12 protein-coding genes and 1 pseudogene are annotated in these 18368 nt (G+C 38.0%); 7 read left to right on the forward strand and 6 right to left on the reverse strand.

The window, feature by feature from the left end; translation table 11 throughout:
- Window positions 1-17: 17 nt before the first annotated feature.
- The 4 genes from glrR to purL form a co-directional block, all read right to left on the reverse strand.
- Entirely contained in the window at window positions 18-1355 is a 1338-nt protein-coding gene (gene glrR, locus GWI97_RS15870; protein WP_087803278.1) for a two-component system response regulator GlrR, read from the reverse strand.
- Window positions 1356-1366: 11 nt separating this feature from the next.
- Complete coding sequence (qseG, locus tag GWI97_RS15875; RefSeq protein ID WP_036935369.1) at window positions 1367-2368, reverse strand: two-component system QseEF-associated lipoprotein QseG; 1002 nt, start codon at window positions 2366-2368, stop codon at window positions 1367-1369.
- Entirely contained in the window at window positions 2368-3816 is a 1449-nt protein-coding gene (locus tag GWI97_RS15880) for a sensor histidine kinase (protein ID WP_036935367.1), read from the reverse strand. The genes qseG and GWI97_RS15880 overlap by 1 nt, the downstream gene beginning before the upstream one ends.
- A gap of 690 nt (window positions 3817-4506) precedes the next feature.
- Window positions 4507-8397: a phosphoribosylformylglycinamidine synthase gene (gene purL, locus GWI97_RS15885; protein WP_036935366.1), complete on the reverse strand. Its 3891-nt coding sequence runs from the start codon at window positions 8395-8397 to the stop codon at window positions 4507-4509.
- Between the two features lie 264 nt (window positions 8398-8661).
- Between purL and mltF the strand changes: the two genes are divergently transcribed.
- The 6 genes from mltF to GWI97_RS15915 all read left to right on the forward strand — a co-directional run bounded on the left by mltF (window position 8662) and on the right by GWI97_RS15915 (window position 16620).
- Window positions 8662-10119, forward strand: coding sequence for a membrane-bound lytic murein transglycosylase MltF (gene mltF, locus GWI97_RS15890; RefSeq protein ID WP_036935364.1), 1458 nt, complete (start codon window positions 8662-8664; stop codon window positions 10117-10119).
- Between the two features lie 842 nt (window positions 10120-10961).
- A complete protein-coding gene (locus tag GWI97_RS15895; protein ID WP_006533475.1) occupies window positions 10962-11510 on the forward strand; it encodes a fimbrial protein in 549 nt (182 codons plus the stop codon).
- Window positions 11511-11694: 184 nt separating this feature from the next.
- Complete coding sequence (locus tag GWI97_RS15900; protein WP_036935360.1) at window positions 11695-14181, forward strand: fimbria/pilus outer membrane usher protein; 2487 nt, start codon at window positions 11695-11697, stop codon at window positions 14179-14181.
- 30 nt (window positions 14182-14211) lie between these two features.
- Entirely contained in the window at window positions 14212-14976 is a 765-nt protein-coding gene (locus GWI97_RS15905) for a fimbrial biogenesis chaperone (RefSeq protein WP_036935358.1), read from the forward strand.
- Window positions 14977-15001: 25 nt separating this feature from the next.
- Window positions 15002-16072, forward strand: a complete 1071-nt coding sequence (locus tag GWI97_RS15910) for a fimbrial protein (RefSeq protein ID WP_087803274.1) — start codon at window positions 15002-15004, stop codon at window positions 16070-16072.
- A complete protein-coding gene (locus GWI97_RS15915; protein ID WP_036935354.1) occupies window positions 16072-16620 on the forward strand; it encodes a fimbrial protein in 549 nt (182 codons plus the stop codon). Before GWI97_RS15910 ends, GWI97_RS15915 begins: the two co-directional genes overlap by 1 nt.
- Before the next feature lie 8 nt (window positions 16621-16628).
- Here the strand turns inward: GWI97_RS15915 and tadA are convergent, their stop codons facing one another.
- Together tadA and GWI97_RS15925 are read right to left on the reverse strand one after the other, a co-directional pair.
- Entirely contained in the window at window positions 16629-17159 is a 531-nt protein-coding gene (gene tadA, locus GWI97_RS15920; RefSeq protein WP_036935351.1) for a tRNA adenosine(34) deaminase TadA, read from the reverse strand.
- A gap of 107 nt (window positions 17160-17266) precedes the next feature.
- On the reverse strand, window positions 17267-17902 hold the full coding sequence (locus GWI97_RS15925; protein WP_036935348.1) for a LysE family translocator: 636 nt from the start codon (window positions 17900-17902) through the stop codon (window positions 17267-17269).
- Window positions 17903-17983: 81 nt separating this feature from the next.
- Between GWI97_RS15925 and GWI97_RS15930 the strand changes: the two are divergent.
- Window positions 17984-18228, forward strand: a pseudogene (locus GWI97_RS15930) (helix-turn-helix domain-containing transcriptional regulator).
- The last annotated feature ends 140 nt before the right edge of the window (window positions 18229-18368 follow it).

Below are 18368 nucleotides of genomic sequence, written 5' to 3' on the forward strand. Positions count from 1 at the left end.
TTCGTTATCTGAAAAGATTATTCTTTGAAATCATTCGCATCTAACTCATGACGAGATAACAATTTATAAAACTCAGTTCGATTGCGCCCAGCCATACGTGCTGCTTGAGTCACATTGCCTTTCGTCATTTGCAGTAACTTTCTCAAATAAGTCATTTCAAAATGCCCTCTTGCCTCAGCAAATGTGGGTAACGCGGTGTTTTCTCCCTGCAAGGCTTGTGTCACTAAAGCTTCACTAATCACTGGAGCCGTCGTTAAAGCAACACATTGTTCAATCACGTTAACTAATTGACGCACATTTCCGGGCCAACTTGCTGTCATTAAACATTTCATAGCATCAGTAGAAAAACTTCGGACAAAAGGCTTATGCCGTTTAGCTGATTCACGTAATAGATGATTTGCAAGAACCGGAATATCTTCAGCTCGCTCACTTAATGTTGGAATTCGTAAATTCACCACATTTAAACGATAGAACAAATCTTCACGAAATTCATTACGCTCCATCGCTTTAGGTAAATCGCGATGTGTAGCAGAAAGGATACGGACATCAATATCAATATCACGGTTGCTTCCTAATGGGCGAACTTTTCGCTCTTGCAAAACACGTAATAGTTTAACTTGTAACGCCATTGGCATATCGCCAATTTCATCTAAAAACAGCGTACCGCCTTCAGCAGCTTGAAATAGACCTTCACGACTACTCACAGCCCCTGTAAAAGCACCTTTAGCATGACCAAATAGTTCAGATTCTAGAAGTTGCTCCGGTAAGGCACCACAGTTAATAGCAATAAAAGGTTTTTTGGCTCTAGGGCTTGCACGATGAATAGCTTGAGCAAGCACTTCTTTACCAGTACCACTTTGTCCGTTAATAAGCACACTGACATCAGATTGTGCGACTAACTTTGCCTGCTCTAATAAACGTAGCATTTGTGGGCTACGTGTCACGATATCTTTTGACCACTCTTCATCTGAAACCGTGGTGACTAATTCCAACGCTTCATCAATCGCTTTGTAAAGCGCGTCACGATCCACGGGTTTCGTTAAAAAGCTAAATACTCCTTGTTGTGTTGCTGCGACTGCATCAGGAATTGAGCCATGAGCAGTCAGAATGATCACTGGCATTCCTGGTTGCTGACGCTGGATTTCAGCAAACAATGCCATACCATCCATTTCATCCATGCGCAGATCGCTAATAACAAGGTCGATTTTTTCTTTTAAGAGAAGTTTTAGTGCTTCTTGCCCACTTTCAGCGGTGAAGATATGAAAACCTTCACTTGTTAATCGCATACCAAGTAACTTTAATAACCCAGGATCGTCATCGACAAGTAAAAGATTTGCTGATTTATGGCCAGCCATGCACATTCTCCTTATTTAGATCCTGCTTCAGTCGGTTTTGAGCTTTGTGTGTCAGTGTTAGTTTTGACTGGCTCTGGTTTTACCGCCTCGGGTTTCGTAGATTCTGGTTTTGAAGGCTCTGGTTTAACCGCTGTTGCAGAAGGTTGTTTTTCCTCACCCTTTGGCTTCTCTGTTATCGATTGCGTCGAAACGGGTTTTTCAGCTGGCTTTTCACCGGCAGGCTTTTCTATTTCAGTAGATGTACTCTCCGTTAAATCGTCATTTTGTGATAACGAATCAACAGAGCCACTTTGCTTTCTATTCGATAACTGTCGTTCGATTTGGGTCAGGCTTTCAAGCTTTTTCAGTGTGAGATTTAGCTCATGTTCTAACGCATTATTCTCTTTTCTTAGAGCATCAATTCGATTATCTGTTTCGGTCGTTAAACGACGAAAACGATTCTTTTCTTCGGCTAAAGAGAGAATGAGTGTTTGATTTTCAATCCATGTCGATAATAAAACACGCATAGAGCTTGGAAATTGTAGTTTATAGCTTTCTAGTAACACGAGTTGTGTTCGACGATCAGCAACCGTCATACCTGCACGTTCTAATAAAATACTTTTATAAAACGCATCATCCCATCCCGTGACCACAACACTATTTGCTTGACGCTGTGCTTCTGTAGTCATAAGACGATTTGTACATTCAATTGTGCGTAACCAATAAAGTGCATTATTAATGCCTTCATCATAAAAAGCGCTTAATGTTTTACATTCAGCCCAGCGGTAATCAATCGTTTGTTGTTTAACGACGGGCACTTCAGGCTCAGGTTCTAACGATGCTGTGAGTGACTTTGGCGTACATCCTGAAAGAACCAGTGGAAGCATAATAAACAAGACATATTGTTTCCAATTTAATGCGATTTTTCTAGTTGATGCAGGAGCCATAGATAACGGTTCAGTACCAAGCATCTTTTTATTTATTTTTTTATACTCATGGTGAGGAGATGCTTGTATTTGTGACCTGATTTGCATTATTTATTCTCAGAAAGTAGCGGTAATTCAATACGAAAACAGACATCGGCATAGTCAGAAGGAACGACACTTAATTCACCTTCCATTCTTTTGATACAGTCATGAGCAATACTTAAACCTAAACCACTTCCTTTTACAGCCCCTTTGCGCAGTAAAGAACCTTGAAAAAAGGGCTCAAAAATCATTTTTTGTTCAGATTCAGGGATAGGCGTTCCTTTATTGGCTATATCAATCACTATCTTCTGTTCAACTTGATAACTAGAGATCCAGATATTACCTGATTCAGCACCATAGTGCACCGCATTCGAGTAGAGATTGTCGATAACTCGTGATAATAATGTCGCTTCTGCTCGACATTTTGTTAGGTTAAGTGAAATTATCGTTTTGATCTCTTTTGCTCGAGCGGGTAAGCTGTGCGCTAATACCACATCATTCACTAAATGAGTTAAATCGACTTCTTCAATTTGCTGAGGAACCTCAGAAAGTTTACGATTATAATCAAGCAGTTGTTCAATCAGTAACTGTAACTGCTTACTACTATTATCAAGAATAGAAACCACTTCTTTTTGATCAAGCGTTAAAGGCCCCGCAACTTCATCAGCTAATAATTCTGTACCTTCTCGCATACTCGCAAGCGGTGTTTTTAACTCATGAGAAATATGACGTAAAAACTCATGACGTTGTGATTCAAGCCATGCTAATCGTTCACTTAACCAAATAATACGTTGAGCTAACGATCGAAGTTCCCGAGGGCCTTGAAAAGCATCTAAATTATTACTCAGCGTTCTCCCTTCTCCCAATCGATTGATCATCTTCTCTATCCCTTTAACGGGGCCGATAATCATTCGAGTAAATAGTGCGATGAGGATCAAACTGAAAACGAACACAATAAGACTTTGCCAGCCGAAATAGCGTCCTTTCTCGGCAATTGCCATCTGGAGTTGTTCGCCACGGCTAAAAATAATCTCTTTTGTTAGTACCACAATACGGTTATTGGCATAAGAGAACTGCTCTAGGGCTTGTTGCATCTCTTTCGTGGGCTCACTACTTTCACATTGAATAGACTTTAGCGTTTCAAGCGAAGTATTAAGCACATCGGCTTCTTTAGATGCAGAAAGAGGAATAATGGTTTGCTTTAATGTTGAGAAAAGTTTGGTATATTGCTGATAACGTTGTTGATACATATCGTCATCGGTCTTATCTCGTAAAACACAATAACGACGATAGTTTCCTTCCATCTCAATAGCTAAATTTCGCATGACTTCACTGCGTTCAGTGTCGGCCAAAGCATTTTTATTCGTGATGGCAGCTTGATTACTTAATTGATCGAGACTTTGATAAGCTTGATAAGCAAGTACCAGTAAAGGTAATAGCACCATCCAAAATGCCATGATTACGAGCTGTCTTAAAGAACGAGGAAAAATACGCCACTTTTTCAATGAAATCATCTCAACACCTATTAGAGTAATGCGATGCTACATGACTTGATAACAAGAAAAAAGTCCGACATTAGAAAATCAGGTAAGGATAACAAACACAAGCGAGAAAATATGACAGGCTCTAGAAGTGGGAGAGCGGAATATCTTACTGAGATATTCCGCTCGTCAATATTTCATCTCTTTTTTCTCTAAAAGAGAATGAAGGTGGTGCCTCACTCCACGTGTCGCCCTATGTTTGATAAGGTCCGAAGACGAGTATCATGATGTTGGACGGTAGGCACCTTACTCTGGCGTCATTCCTGGCTTATGTGGTATGTTCCCACCCATATTGTGGACCGACATAAAAAGTTGAATGAGCAACTGATTTATATAATGCACAAGCCGTGCCAACATTTAATTATTTTTAACAACTAATTGAAAAATAATAAAAAATAAAACCACCCCTATTATATTTTATTTATATCTCTCTTTTATCTAGTTATAAAACAACCAAGCTGTCTCCATATCCAGACAAAGTTACCTTAAATTTTATAATTATTTATAATTCAATACGTTAAGTGTCGCCAAAAAGAGACAATCAAAACAGAGAATGTCGTCATTTTTACACAACAAAAAATAATACCTTTATTATCAATAAAATAAAGCCTCTCACAACGTAGAGGCTTTATGTGTTTACTACTAAGATAAATTTACTGCTAATTAATCAAACTGCTTCCTTGCATTGCGGAATAATCGCATCCAAGGACTGTCTTCACCCCAATTATCAGGATGCCAAGAGTTACTGACTGTTCTAAATACACGCTCAGGGTGAGGCATCATAATCGTTGAGCGTCCATCTCTTGTGGTGACTGCAGTGATCCCTTTTACTGAACCATTAGGGTTTAATGGATATTGTTCTGTTGGCTGACCATAATTATCAACAAAACGTAATCCCACTAAATTTTGTGCCTCTAATTGTGCTAATTGTTCAGCATGACGAAACTCTGCAAAACCTTCACCATGAGAAACAGCAATAGGCATTTGTGAGCCCACCATGTCTTGTAACAGTAATGATGGGCTTTCAGTCACTTTTACCAAGCTAAAGCGGGCTTCAAAACGTTCTGAACGATTGCGAACAAAGCGAGGCCATAAATCAGCTCCTGGAATAAGCTCTGATAACGTTGACATCATCTGACAACCATTACAGACACCAAGCGATAAAGTGTCTTGGCGTTCAAAGAATTGAGCAAACTCATCACGTAAACGAGAATTAAATAAAATAGATTTAGCCCAACCTTCTCCCGCACCTAATACATCACCGTATGAGAACCCACCACACGCCACCAGCACATCAAAATCACTTAATGAACGTCGTGACGAATGTAGATCACTCATATGAACATCAATAGCATCAAAACCAGCTCTATCAAAAGCAGCCGCCATTTCAACATGAGAATTAACACCTTGCTCTCTTAAGACTGCAATGCGAGGACGACTTCCTGTTGCAATATAAGGAGCCGCAATGTCTTCACTTGGGTCGAAAGTTAAATGTACGTTTAACCCTGGATCATTGATATCCTGTTTTGCCTGATGTTCTTCATCAGCACACTCAGGATTATCGCGTAAACGTTGCATTTGCCATGTTGTTTCTGCCCACCAAAGACGCAATGTACTGCGTTTTTCATTGTAAACTTCTGTTTCACGGCTTTGGATAATAATGGCATCATCTTGTGTTGCTTGACCTAAATAATGCAGACAATCTGCTAAACCGTATTGCATAAATAAAGCTTCAACTGCTTCTTGATACTCAGCGCTAATTTGGATCACGCCACCTAGCTCTTCATTAAAGAGCCCCGCTAAGATATCTTCATCATAAGCACTAATATCAACGTTTAAACCACAATGACCTGCAAACGCCATTTCTGCAAGCGTGACAAATAAACCACCATCAGAGCGATCATGATAAGCCAACAATTTGCCTTCATTAACCAATTGTTGCATCACATTAAAGAATTGTTTTAGTTGCTCAACATCACGAAGATCTGCCGCTTTTTGACCTAATTGCCGATAAACTTGCGCCAAGGCAGTCGCACCTAATGCGTTATGGCCATTACCCAGATCAATCAGGTATAAACGGTTACCAGCTTGTGTCGATAATTCAGGCGTCACCGTTTTACGCACATCCTCAACACGAGAGAATGCCGTAATGACTAAAGAAAGTGGAGAGGTTACTTCTTTGGTTTTTCCCTCTTTATCCTGCCAACGTGTTTTCATTGACATAGAGTCTTTACCAACAGGAATTGTGATACCTAACTCTGGGCACAACTCCTCACCAATAGCTTTCACTGCATCATATAAACCAGCATCTTCACCGGGATGCCCTGCAGCTGACATCCAGTTAGCCGAAAGTTTAATACGATTGAGTGATTGTACATCACTGCCTGCCATATTCGTTAAGGCTTCACCAACTGCCATACGTGCAGATGCGGCAAAATCTAATAGTGCAATTGGCGCGCGTTCACCAATCGACATTGCTTCGCCATAATAGCTATCTAATGTTGCAGTGGTAACAGCACAGTTGGCAACAGGGATTTGCCAAGGACCGACCATTTGATCACGAGCAACCATACCCGTTACAGAACGATCACCGATAGTAATTAAGAAGGTTTTTTCAGCAACGACGGGTAAGTGAAGCACTCGATAAACGGCATCTTTTAAATCAATATCTTTACGATCTAGATACTCACCTTCTGTTTTTTGCGATTTCACATCACGTAACATTTTAGGTGCTTTACCTAATAATATGTCCAATGGCATATCAATAGGTTTATTATCAAAGTGTGTATCGTTTAATACTAATTCACGCTCTTGTGTTGCTTCACCAATTACGGCATAAGGTGCTCTTTCACGTTGGCATAACGCATCAAACAGAGGCATGTTTTCTGGAGATACCGCTAACACATAACGTTCTTGAGATTCATTGCACCAGATTTCAAGTGGGCTCATTCCCGGCTCATCATTTAGAACGTCACGTAGTTCAAAACGACCACCACGACCACCATCATTCACTAACTCAGGCATTGCATTAGAAAGGCCACCAGCCCCTACATCATGAATAAATAAGATAGGGTTATCGTCACCTAACTGCCAACAACGATCGATAACTTCTTGGCAACGTCGCTCCATTTCTGGATTGTCACGTTGAACAGACGCAAAATCTAAATCCGCATCAGATTGCCCCGAAGTCATAGAAGAAGCCGCACCGCCACCAAGACCGATATTCATAGACGGACCACCTAATACGATCAACTTAGCGCCAACCGTAATATCCCCTTTTTGAACATGATCTTCACGAATATTACCAATACCACCAGCTAGCATAATTGGCTTATGATAACCACGAATTTCAACACCATTATGGCTATTGACTTGCTCTTCATAGGTTCTGAAATAACCTAATAAGGCGGGGCGACCAAACTCATTATTAAATGCGGCTCCCCCTAATGGTCCTTCAGTCATAATATCTAGCGCATTAACAATACGTTCTGGTTTACCAAAGTCTTCTTCCCAAGGTTGTTCAAACCCAGGAATACGTAAGTTAGAAACCGAAAATCCAACTAAACCCGCTTTAGGTTTGGCGCCACGCCCCGTTGCACCTTCATCTCGAATTTCACCGCCAGAACCTGTTGCAGCACCTGGCCATGGTGATATTGCGGTTGGGTGGTTATGTGTTTCCACTTTCATCAAGATATGTACTGGCTCTTGATGATAGTGATAATGCCCTTTTTCTATATCCGGATAAAAACGCCCTGCCACAGAGCCTTCCATCACAGCTGCATTATCTTTATAAGCTGACATGACATAATCAGGTGTTTGCTCAAACGTATTTTTAATCATTTTAAATAATGATTTATCTTGAGCTTTACCATCAATAATCCAATCTGCATTAAATATTTTGTGGCGACAGTGTTCAGAGTTAGCTTGTGCAAACATGTAAAGCTCAACATCTGTTGGATTACGTTGCAAACGGTTAAAAGCATCGACTAAATAATCAACTTCATCATCTGCCAGTGCTAATCCCATTTCAATATTTGCTTTCACTAATGCATCTTTGCCTTTAGTAAGCACATCTATCGTTTTTAATGGTGCTGGCGTTTGCTCTGCAAAAAGTGCATTCACATCGTGATAATTTAAGAAGATGGCTTCCATCATTCGGTCATGAATCAAACCATAAAACTGTTGCCACTGAGTCTCTGTCATCGTACCGCATTCAATAAAATAAGCGATACCACGTTCAATTCTGACTACCTTGGCTAAACCGCAGTTATGTGCAATATCTGTTGCTTTAGAAGACCAAGGTGAAATAGTTCCTGGGCGAGGTGTCACTACTCGCATTTCCCCAACAGGCTCATGCTCTGTTAATGAAGGCCCATAATGCAGTAATTGGCTTAATTTAATGTGGTCATCTTCAGATAACTGCCCTTCCACTTTTGCGAAATGAACAAATTCCGCATATATACCTTGTACAGGAAGGTCATTTTCCTGACATTGAGTGAGTAATTTATTAATACGAAACGCGGATAAAGCGGGGGAGCCACGCAGGATTTCCATAGTATTGAGTTCTCTCTTTTAGCAGCTAGCCTGATCAATCATTCAGGGGAAACGCACCTAGTATAATAGAATAACCGCCCAGACGAAACCGTTTGCGTGAACAAAATAACGGCATTTAACTTAGTGTGTTTTAATGATTAATTGGTGTAATCAAGTTGCGTATTGCCAATATGTTAAGCAAAATGCTCGATTACTGGAAATTTATCCATGTTAAGATAAGAACTTTACACACAACAATAAACAACGTTAACGAGAAATAACCTATTGAATAATATAAGGATAAACTATTTCGTTATCGTTATCATAGCGCTCTTTTCAGCGGCAATTATTGCGTTGAATATCTCATGGCCTGATAGGCAAAAAGCGCAGATAAATAAGATTTTATCTCGTGGTGAGTTAAGAATTAGTACAATGTCTTCACCATTGATAACGATGAACGATAAAAAGGACCCCGTAGGTTTCGATTATGAATTAGTGAAACGCTTTGCTGATTACCTGGGCGTGAAGCTTGTCGTTAATATGCGGACAAATATCAACCAAATGTTTGATGATCTGGAGAACAATAAAGCAGACTTTATCGCAGCAGGATTACTCTATAACAAAGAAAGATTAGAGACGACACGCAGTGGGCCAGCTTACTTTTCAGTATCCCAACAATTAATTTACCGTAAAGGGACATTAAGACCACGTAGCTTTGATGCACTAGATGGGCGCCTTGTTGTCACAGCAGGTTCAGCTCATGCAAGTTTATTGCGTACACTAAAAGAAACGCAATACCCCGAGCTTGAATGGGAAGAATCAGACAATCAAACAACCTCACAGTTACTAGAAGAGTTATCAGAAGGCAAGATAACCTATGTTTTAGCAGACTCTATCAGTGTTGCAGTACAACAACGTATTCATCCTAATGTTGCTATAGGGTTTGAAGTGACTGAAAGCCGTCCTCTGACATGGTATTTACCTGATAGCGAAGATAATAGTTTATATGCAGCCATGCTAGATTACTTCAATCAATTATCTCAAGAAGATGTATTAGCACGATTAGAAGAAAAGTATTTTGGTCATGTTGGTTCATTTGATTACTTTGATACTATCTCTTTTATTACTGCAATTGATTCTATTTTACCAAACTATCAGCCTCTTTTTGAAAAATACGCGGATACCTTTGATTGGCGATTATTAGCAGCAATGGCATGGCAAGAATCGCATTGGGATCCTCATGCAACATCACCAACTGGTGTTAGAGGTCTCATGATGCTAACACGTCCTACTGCATCAAGTATGGGCGTCGCAGATAGGCTTGATCCCGAGGAAAGTGTTCGTGGCGGTGCTCAATATCTTAAACATCTTCTTTCTCGTTTACCTGATTCTATTCCTGAAGATGAGAAAATTTGGTTTGCATTAGCCGCCTACAATATGGGTTTTGGTCATATGCTTGATGCCAGAAGACTGACTGAACAACAAGGTGCAGATCCTGACAGTTGGTTAGATGTAAAATCAAGATTACCGCTACTGAGCCAAAAGAAATATTATGTTGACCTCCCCTATGGCTACGCAAGAGGACATGAAGCCTATCGCTATGTTGAAAATATTCGTCGATATCAACTCAGTCTTGTAGGCTACCTTCAAGCTAAAGAGAGTAAAAACAAAATTCTATCTAAAGACAAAGAAAATAATGAAGATACAGAACAAGAGAAATCATCATTAACATTAACTCAATAACCACTTTGTCATTACCCCTTCAATTTAAAGAATGACGCATCTCACAACTGTTCAGCCTCTTTTATAGAGGCTTACTCTGACTTAACATTTTTATCGTTTAATTTCTAATATTCCATGATGGTTTTCCCTCACCAATATGCTCTTAATATTTTCTTAATCTTAGCAATTGTTACATTCTCTCTTACCTTTTTTTAACCAAAATTAGAAAAAAACCGTGTTAAAAAATGTAACACTTATTAGTTAAAAAAACTCATTATGTGAGTGAAATGTATTTAAAATAGCCTAATACGTCTTTTTTTGATTATCAGAATAGGGAAAATATAAGAAAAAATTAACTTAAATACGTAGGAATTATCTCATTAGTTATTATTCGTTTTATGATTATTCTTGTTATAAAAACTTTATTCGTAATAAAAATTAACCTAATACCCACATTATTAGCATATAAACCTTTGAATTATATATATTATGATATTCTATAATTGATTTTATTAATTTTCTTAAAGTAATGTTAATAACATTACTTTTTATAAAGTTAAAATAATGTTAATTGTATTGTCTATTAAATTTATCTGCCTGATGAAATTTTTCACCCGTAAAGTGAGTAATAAAAAGAATAAACCTATATAAAACTCTATTAATGTGGAATAGGCCAGATTAAATCTGAAATTTGAGCAAACTAACAAAACGTTATATCAAATAGAATGCCTTTGTTGATATCATATAAACCAGCCATTATTCGAAACAACTCGAAATATAATGCAAATCAAATTTTATATTCCGACATTAATATTATTTTTTCATAAATAATAATACGCACGATCTTCAAGGGATTATCTATAATGAAACTGAGTAAAATTGCTTTAGCCGCTGCTTTAGTCTTTGGTATTAATTCTGTTGCAACTGCTGAAACTCCTGCACCAAAAATTGGTGCAACTAAAGGCGAAATTCAATTAAAAGGTGAAATTGTTAATTCAGCTTGTGGATTAGCCGCTTCTTCAAGTCCAGTTATTGTTGATTTCAGCGAAATCCCAACATCTGCATTAGCAAATATGCAAAAAGCGGGTAACGTTAAAAAAGATATCGAATTACAAGACTGTGATACTACAGTAGCAAAAACAGCTACGGTTAGCTATACACCAAGTGTTGTTAATGCCACAAACAAAGACTTAGCATCTTTCGTTTCTGGCTCCGCGTCTGGTGCAGGTATCGGCTTAATGGATGCAGGTAGCAAATCAGTTAAATGGAATACAGCAACAACACCAGTACAATTAGTTAATGGTGTTTCAAAAATTCCATTTGTTGCTTACGTTCAAGCTGAATCAGCAGACGCGACTGTAACGCCAGGTGAATTCCAAGCCGTTATCAACTTCCAAGTTGATTATCAGTAATCGTTTTATTTATTTAAATTAATTAAATAATAAATTACTGCATTAACGCAGGGGATTTCCTCTGCGTTAAATTTGATAAAACACTTCAAATTAATAAAAAATAAAAATAAAAAGTAATTAATTAAATAAATATTCATTATTTAATTAATTAGTTTCTATTTAATTAATAACTAGGCGTTTATTCATGTTAATTTCTTATTTTCACAGCACAAAATGGAAAAACATTTGTGCCATTTTGCTATTGTGCTTAGCGTTTTTCGCTCAAGCTGAGCAAGATGATTCTGTGGAATTTAATATTCACATGCTAGATGCAGAAGATAGAGATAATGTCGATCTTTCTCGCTTTGCCACTTCTAATTATATTATTCCAGGTATGTACTACCTGGATATCCGTATAAATGGACGAGATTTTCCTCGTCAAAACATTAATTACGTTGAAGTGAAGCCTAATTATTCTGTTGCTTGTATTGATCCATCTCTTCTAAAGAAATTAACGATTAATGAAGAAAATCAAAAATTTATTGAAGAGATCTCACCTAATTGTTTCAATATTAATCAACTCCCCGGTATCACCATCAAAAATGATGGCGGTATTCTTGATATTGTTATTCCTCGTTCATTAATGAAATACGAAGATGCCGACTGGACCCCACCCGAATTATGGGATCCGGGCATATCAGGGTTATTACTTGACTATACCTTAACAGGAACATCAATTCGTCCGAATAAAGGTCACAATAACAACTCACTGACAGGTTATGGGCAAACGGGTATTAATCTTGGTGAATGGCGTTTACGGGCTGAATACCAAGGAAATTATTCATCTGAATACGCCTCAAACAATAGTTTTGATTGGAATCAGATCTACGCTTATAAACCACTTCCTAACCAAGCAGCAAAATTAACGCTTGGTGAAACTTATTTAAACTCTCAAGTCTTTGATAGTTTCCGTTTTACTGGTGCCAATATACAAAGCGATGAAAGAATGTTGCCCCCCTCTTTACAAGGTTATGCGCCAGAAATTCATGGTATTGCAAATACCAATGCTAAAGTCACGGTAACCCAAAATGGCCGTTTAATTTATGAAACAACCGTACCTGCAGGCCCTTTTGCCATTAAACATCTTCAAAATACAGTACAAGGCCAACTCGATGTCAGAGTTGAGGAGCAAAATGGCAAAATAAACGAATTTCAAGTACAAACTGCGAATCTACCTTATATGACACGACCTGGCTCCGTGCGTTATAACACATCATTCGGTCAGTCATCGCTTAATAACCATAAAATGCAAGGCCCTGTTTTCTATCAGGGTGATTTTTCATGGGGAATGAATAACACCTGGTCTCTTTATGGTGGTGTTTTGTTAACAGCCAAAGATTACAATGCATGGTCATTGGGTTTAGGTCATGATATGGGACGCTTAGGGACTCTTTCTGGGGATATTACTCAATCCTATAGCAAAACCTATAATAACGATAATATCAATGGTATGTCATTTAAACTTAACTATGCTAAAACCTTTGATGAGTATCACAGTACTATTACCTTTGCGGGTTACCGTTTTTCAGAGAAAACATTTCGCTCTTTTTCTCAATATATTGATGAACGTTATAACGATATCAATAACAATGGCTATGAAAAAGAAATGTATACCATCACTGGTAACAAAACCTTTTGGGCCGATGATATTGAAAAATCAACCACACTTTATCTCTCTTATCGTCATCAAAATTATTGGGATAGAAATACACAAGAGCAGTATGGTGCCACAATAAGTCGTAATTTTTCGATAATGGGTGTGGAGCAGATTAATACTAACCTCTCTGCATTCCGTACTCAGCATAAAGGGAATACTGATGACAGTATTTCTTTCAATATTTCAGTCCCATTAGGCAGTGGCCGAAATATAGGTTATAGCCTGCAAGACAGTAATGGGAAAGTAAACCAAATGGCTTCTTATTCGGACAATAGCAATTATAATAATTTGTGGCGTGTCCGTGCTGGTTTAAGTTCAGATAATAAAGCGAATACAGACGGTTATTACCAACATCGCTCGCAATATGCAGAAATAAATGCCAATGCAAGCTATCAACAAGATAATTATATTGCTGTAGGTGCAACAGTAAAAGGCGGATTTACAGCTACTCGTCATGGCGCTGCATTACATAGTAGCAGCATGACATCCAGTACAGCTCGAATGATGGTTGATACAGATGGCGTTTCAGGTGTGCCGTTTAATAACCAAAGTACGACAACAAATCTATTTGGTATTGGGGTACTTACTGACTTAACCAGCTATAACAACGTTGATGCGCGTATTGATGTTGATAAAATGGATTCAGATATTGAAACACGTAAAGCCATCACTTCAGCAACGTTAACTGAAGGTGCTATTGGTTACTATACATTCCCTGTTCGCCAAGGTGAACGTCTAATGGCTATCTTGCAAACCGCTGATCAAAAACATCCTCCTTTTGGTGCTGAAGTCACTAATAAAGATGGTGAAAATATGGGAATGGTGATGGAAGAAGGACTAGTCTATATCGCGGGTGTTCACCTCAATGAATCATTAAACGTGGTCTGGGCGGGGAAAACCCAATGCACAATTACAATTCCGACAGCAATTAACGATCCACTAAAACGTGAATTGTTATTATGTCAGGGATTTTAATGAACAAAATGAATTACTAGAGATAAATGTATGAACTCATTCAACACACTCAAAACACTTTTTTGCGGTTCATTACTTGCATTTAGCATGGTGAATACAACACAAGCTGGTGTGTCATTAGATAGAACACGTATTGTGTTAACTGGTAATGAAAATTCAGCCAGTGTGAATTTAAAAAATACGAGTCCTGATATTCCTTTTTTAGCTCAATCATGGGTTGAAAATGAACACGGCCAAAAAATTGCGTCACCTTTAGTGGCCCTTCCCCCTTTACAACGTCTTGATGGCGACCAAAAAGGGGTTGTGAGAATAACCAAAACCGCAGAAATTGGACTTTTACCACAAGATAGAGAGTCTCTATTTTATTTAAATGTCCGTGAAATTCCACCCGCACCAAAGCAAGCAAACGTGTTACAAATGGCAATGCAGTCACGGATAAAATTATTCTATCGCCCTACCGCTGTTATTCCTGAAAAACCCGGTATGATTTGGCAAGATCAATTAATATTTAAAAAACAAGAAAATAAATTTATTGCAGAAAATCCAACACCTTACTACATCACGATTATTGGTCTTTCGAATAAATTGAATGGTGAAGATAGTGATAAATTAACTACATTCCCTGGTTTAATGATTGCGCCTAAATCGTCACTGGAAATTCCTGTTAAAACCAGTAACGTCAATCAATTCTATATGATGTATGTAAATGATTACGGTGGGCATCCAGAATTAAAATTTGTTTGCCAACAAAACAGCTGTAAAGCAGCCCCGAAAGAACAACAACCCAAATATTAATTAACTTGACGCCGGTAGGAATAAAATGAATCCAACAACAGCAAATTTTTATTTCAATACGCTAAAATTATTTTTTACTGGCGCAATATTATGCACTCCAATTATTGCTTCTGCTTATATTCATGGAGAAGTTCGTACCGTCGGTGGCCCCAATGTTTTTAGAGTTGCGTTAAATAACGCAACATTCCCTAATAACCGACCAGGTGAAACCGCCACCGTCAATTTTTCATTGCCTGATAGATACTTGGCCACTGTTTATTGCCCAAAAGATCCCTTGGTACCCAATTCTCGTACCTATTATATGGCAAATTCTGATCTACGTTATTTAGGCAATAATTACTATGAACTTAATGAATACGTTGATGTTCAAATCAAGTTTTCTATTTGGGGGCCTGATTCGCTTCCTACTGTTCCTTTTATTGAAAAACCCAACAATCGAAATGGGCAACAAGGTTGCCGTGTTCCTGAATCCCCCAAACCGAACATGTCGTCAGGAAGTAGCGGTGTCTTAGTGTTTCGCTTGAAAAAACCGATTATTAATGGAATTTCATTAACAGGGCAAGCCGTAGCTCAAATGTATGCTCGTGTAGGTAATGGCTTATATCGAGAATATGGCCCTGAGCCTATTTCGAAATTAGTCATTAGTTCAGGCATATTAACCACTGAAGATAGATGTACATTTAATAACGGCTCTCCAATTACCTTTGATTTTGGCAATGTTGGTAATACTTCTGACTACTTAAATGGCCAGAACTACAAAATTACGCGTAATATTCCAATAAAATGTGAAGGTGGTAGTTTTACTAATCCTAACAGTCGAATTATGTTTAAAATTCAAACTGGAAGCTCAGGTATCGCTAGTTTTAATCCTAATTATCTTGGAACAACAGGACCTGTAGATCGAACCAATCTAGGTATTGTTTTAAGAGACAAATCAGGAGCAATTGTGCCTCCTAATCAATATTTTTCTGTGGGAAAACTGAATAACTTCAAAGGAAGCTGGGAAATCACCGCCGCCCCCATCGCAAAAACAGGGAGCAAAATTACAGAAGGTGAGTTTTCAGCACATGCTACATTAGTTGCAGAGTTTATGTAATGAATAACAAAATTAAAAAATCCGCTATTTCACTTTTGCTATTATTTTCATCTTCAGCTTTTGCAGCGACAGAACTTATTGGCGGTGATATGGAGTTTAAAGGTGTTGTTGTCGCACATGGTTGTACTATAGTTGCCGGTGATGAAAATAAGGTGATCGATTTCAAACAGATATCCGCAAAAGATCTCTATACTTTTCAAAAAAGTGAACCCGTTACGTTTAGTATTAGTTTAGAAAATTGCAGCCAAGATATTTATAAAAGTGTCACAATTACACTTGATGGGAAAGAGCATCCTACAATGCCTAATCATCTTGCTGTTGTTGGTACAGGATCTGAAGATCCTAAAAGTATCGGGATTGTATTTACTGATGTGCAACGCAATGTTATTCAATTAAAAAAGCCGAGCACAACTCGACTTCTTAATAATAAACGTATTCAGTTTAATTTTATGACGTATGTTGAGGCATCACCCTCTGCACTGAAAAATCAAACATTGCTAACAGGCCCTTTCCAAGCTCAAGCAACCTATACTCTTAATTATCAGTAAACAGATATTTATTCCTTTGTTGCTTGCTCTGTACTTACTAAAACAGGGCTATTTTTTTGCTTTTTAAGTTGTTTCTTTTCAGCCCTTCTCATCTTAAAAAATTGGCTTAAAAGTTGTGAACACTCTTCACCTAACACACCTGACGTTATCTCAACTTTATGATTCATTCCAGGGTGTTGCAAAATATCAATAAATGAACCCGCTGCACCTGTTTTTAGATCAGATGCACCATAAACCACGCGTTTTACACGACTATGTACAATCGCTCCAGCACACATCACACAAGGCTCGAGAGTAATATAGAGAGTAGCATCGAGGAGACGATAATTTTGTAAATGCTTTCCCCCTTTGCGTAATGCCATAATCTCTGCATGTGCTGTAGGATCGTTATCGATAATTGAATGATTCCATCCCTTAGCAATGATTTTATTATCGACGACTAATACAGCGCCCACCGGTATTTCACCGATCTCTTGTGCTTTATGCGCTTGCTCAATCGCTTTATACATCCAATAAATATCATCTTTCACTTTATTCACAAGGATATCTCTTCATTATCATATAGCGGGATATTGTACCCTGTTTTCTATTGATAACTAAAGAGATTACCTTGAATTGTTTATGATAGAAATAACAAGATAGAGCTTTAATTGATACGGGCTTCGGTTGCTAATTTAATCGCTAAAGCGCCTAAAATTGTCGCCATAAACCAACGTTGAATTAATGCCCAACGTGGTCTTTGTATAAAAAATCCAGCGATAGATCCCGCAGCAATAACAACCAAGCCATTCACCGCAATACTAATAACAATTTGGATACTACCAAGGACTAATGACTGATTTAATACGCTACCATTCCCAATAGTTATAAATTGAGGTAGAAGTGAAAGGTACATCAATGCAATTTTAGGATTGAGAAGATTAGTGACAAATCCCATTACAAAAAGCGTTGTCGTATTACCTGAAAGACATTTTTTAGGATGGAAGATAGAGCGACCACCGGGTTTAATCGACTGCCAAGCAATATAAAGCAGATAAATAGCACCACAAATTTTCAAGGTATCATAAGCATAAGGCACAGCCATAAAAATTGCGGTAATACCAAATGTAGCTAATAACATATAAAAAATATAGCCAACAGCTACACCAATGAGTGAAATAAATCCCGCTTTTTTCCCTTGAGAGATTGAGCGTGATATCAGGTAAATCATATTAGGGCCCGGTGTTAGCACCAACCCCAAGGACAAAAGTGCGAATGTCCACATATTGAATAGTGTTGGCATAGTATACCCCTTATTTATTTTATTATTTAACCTCAATAACAGAGTGTTAGGTGTGCGGGATACCACAAAAAATACTATTTTTTGTTATTCGTTTTACACCAAGCCTTTCTTGATATTGATGAAGATAGTGGGCAAGAAACTTTTCTTATGGCTTACGCCATGTCGTAGAAGCTCGGAGCGGTATAGCAAAAATAGCCAAAAAAGTAGGAGTATCTTGAGAAACGCTTTATCGAACATGATCACCAACAGGAAATCCAACATTAAAAACATTACGCAACGTTATTAGTGCAACTTGCTTTTATTTCTCTTCATTAGCAAATATTTAATATTTTATTTATACATTCTAATAAACCATTTGAGCGATGCCACTTTAGGAAATTCCCTATAAATGGTAACCTTACTTCCCTTACTTAGTGCCTATTAAGCAAAAAGATTGGGGTAATATTCCTATTTGAATGATAAAACA

Origin of the sequence: Proteus sp. G2300, from assembly GCF_009915965.1 — a bacterium.
GTDB lineage: Bacteria > Pseudomonadota > Gammaproteobacteria > Enterobacterales > Enterobacteriaceae > Proteus > Proteus vulgaris.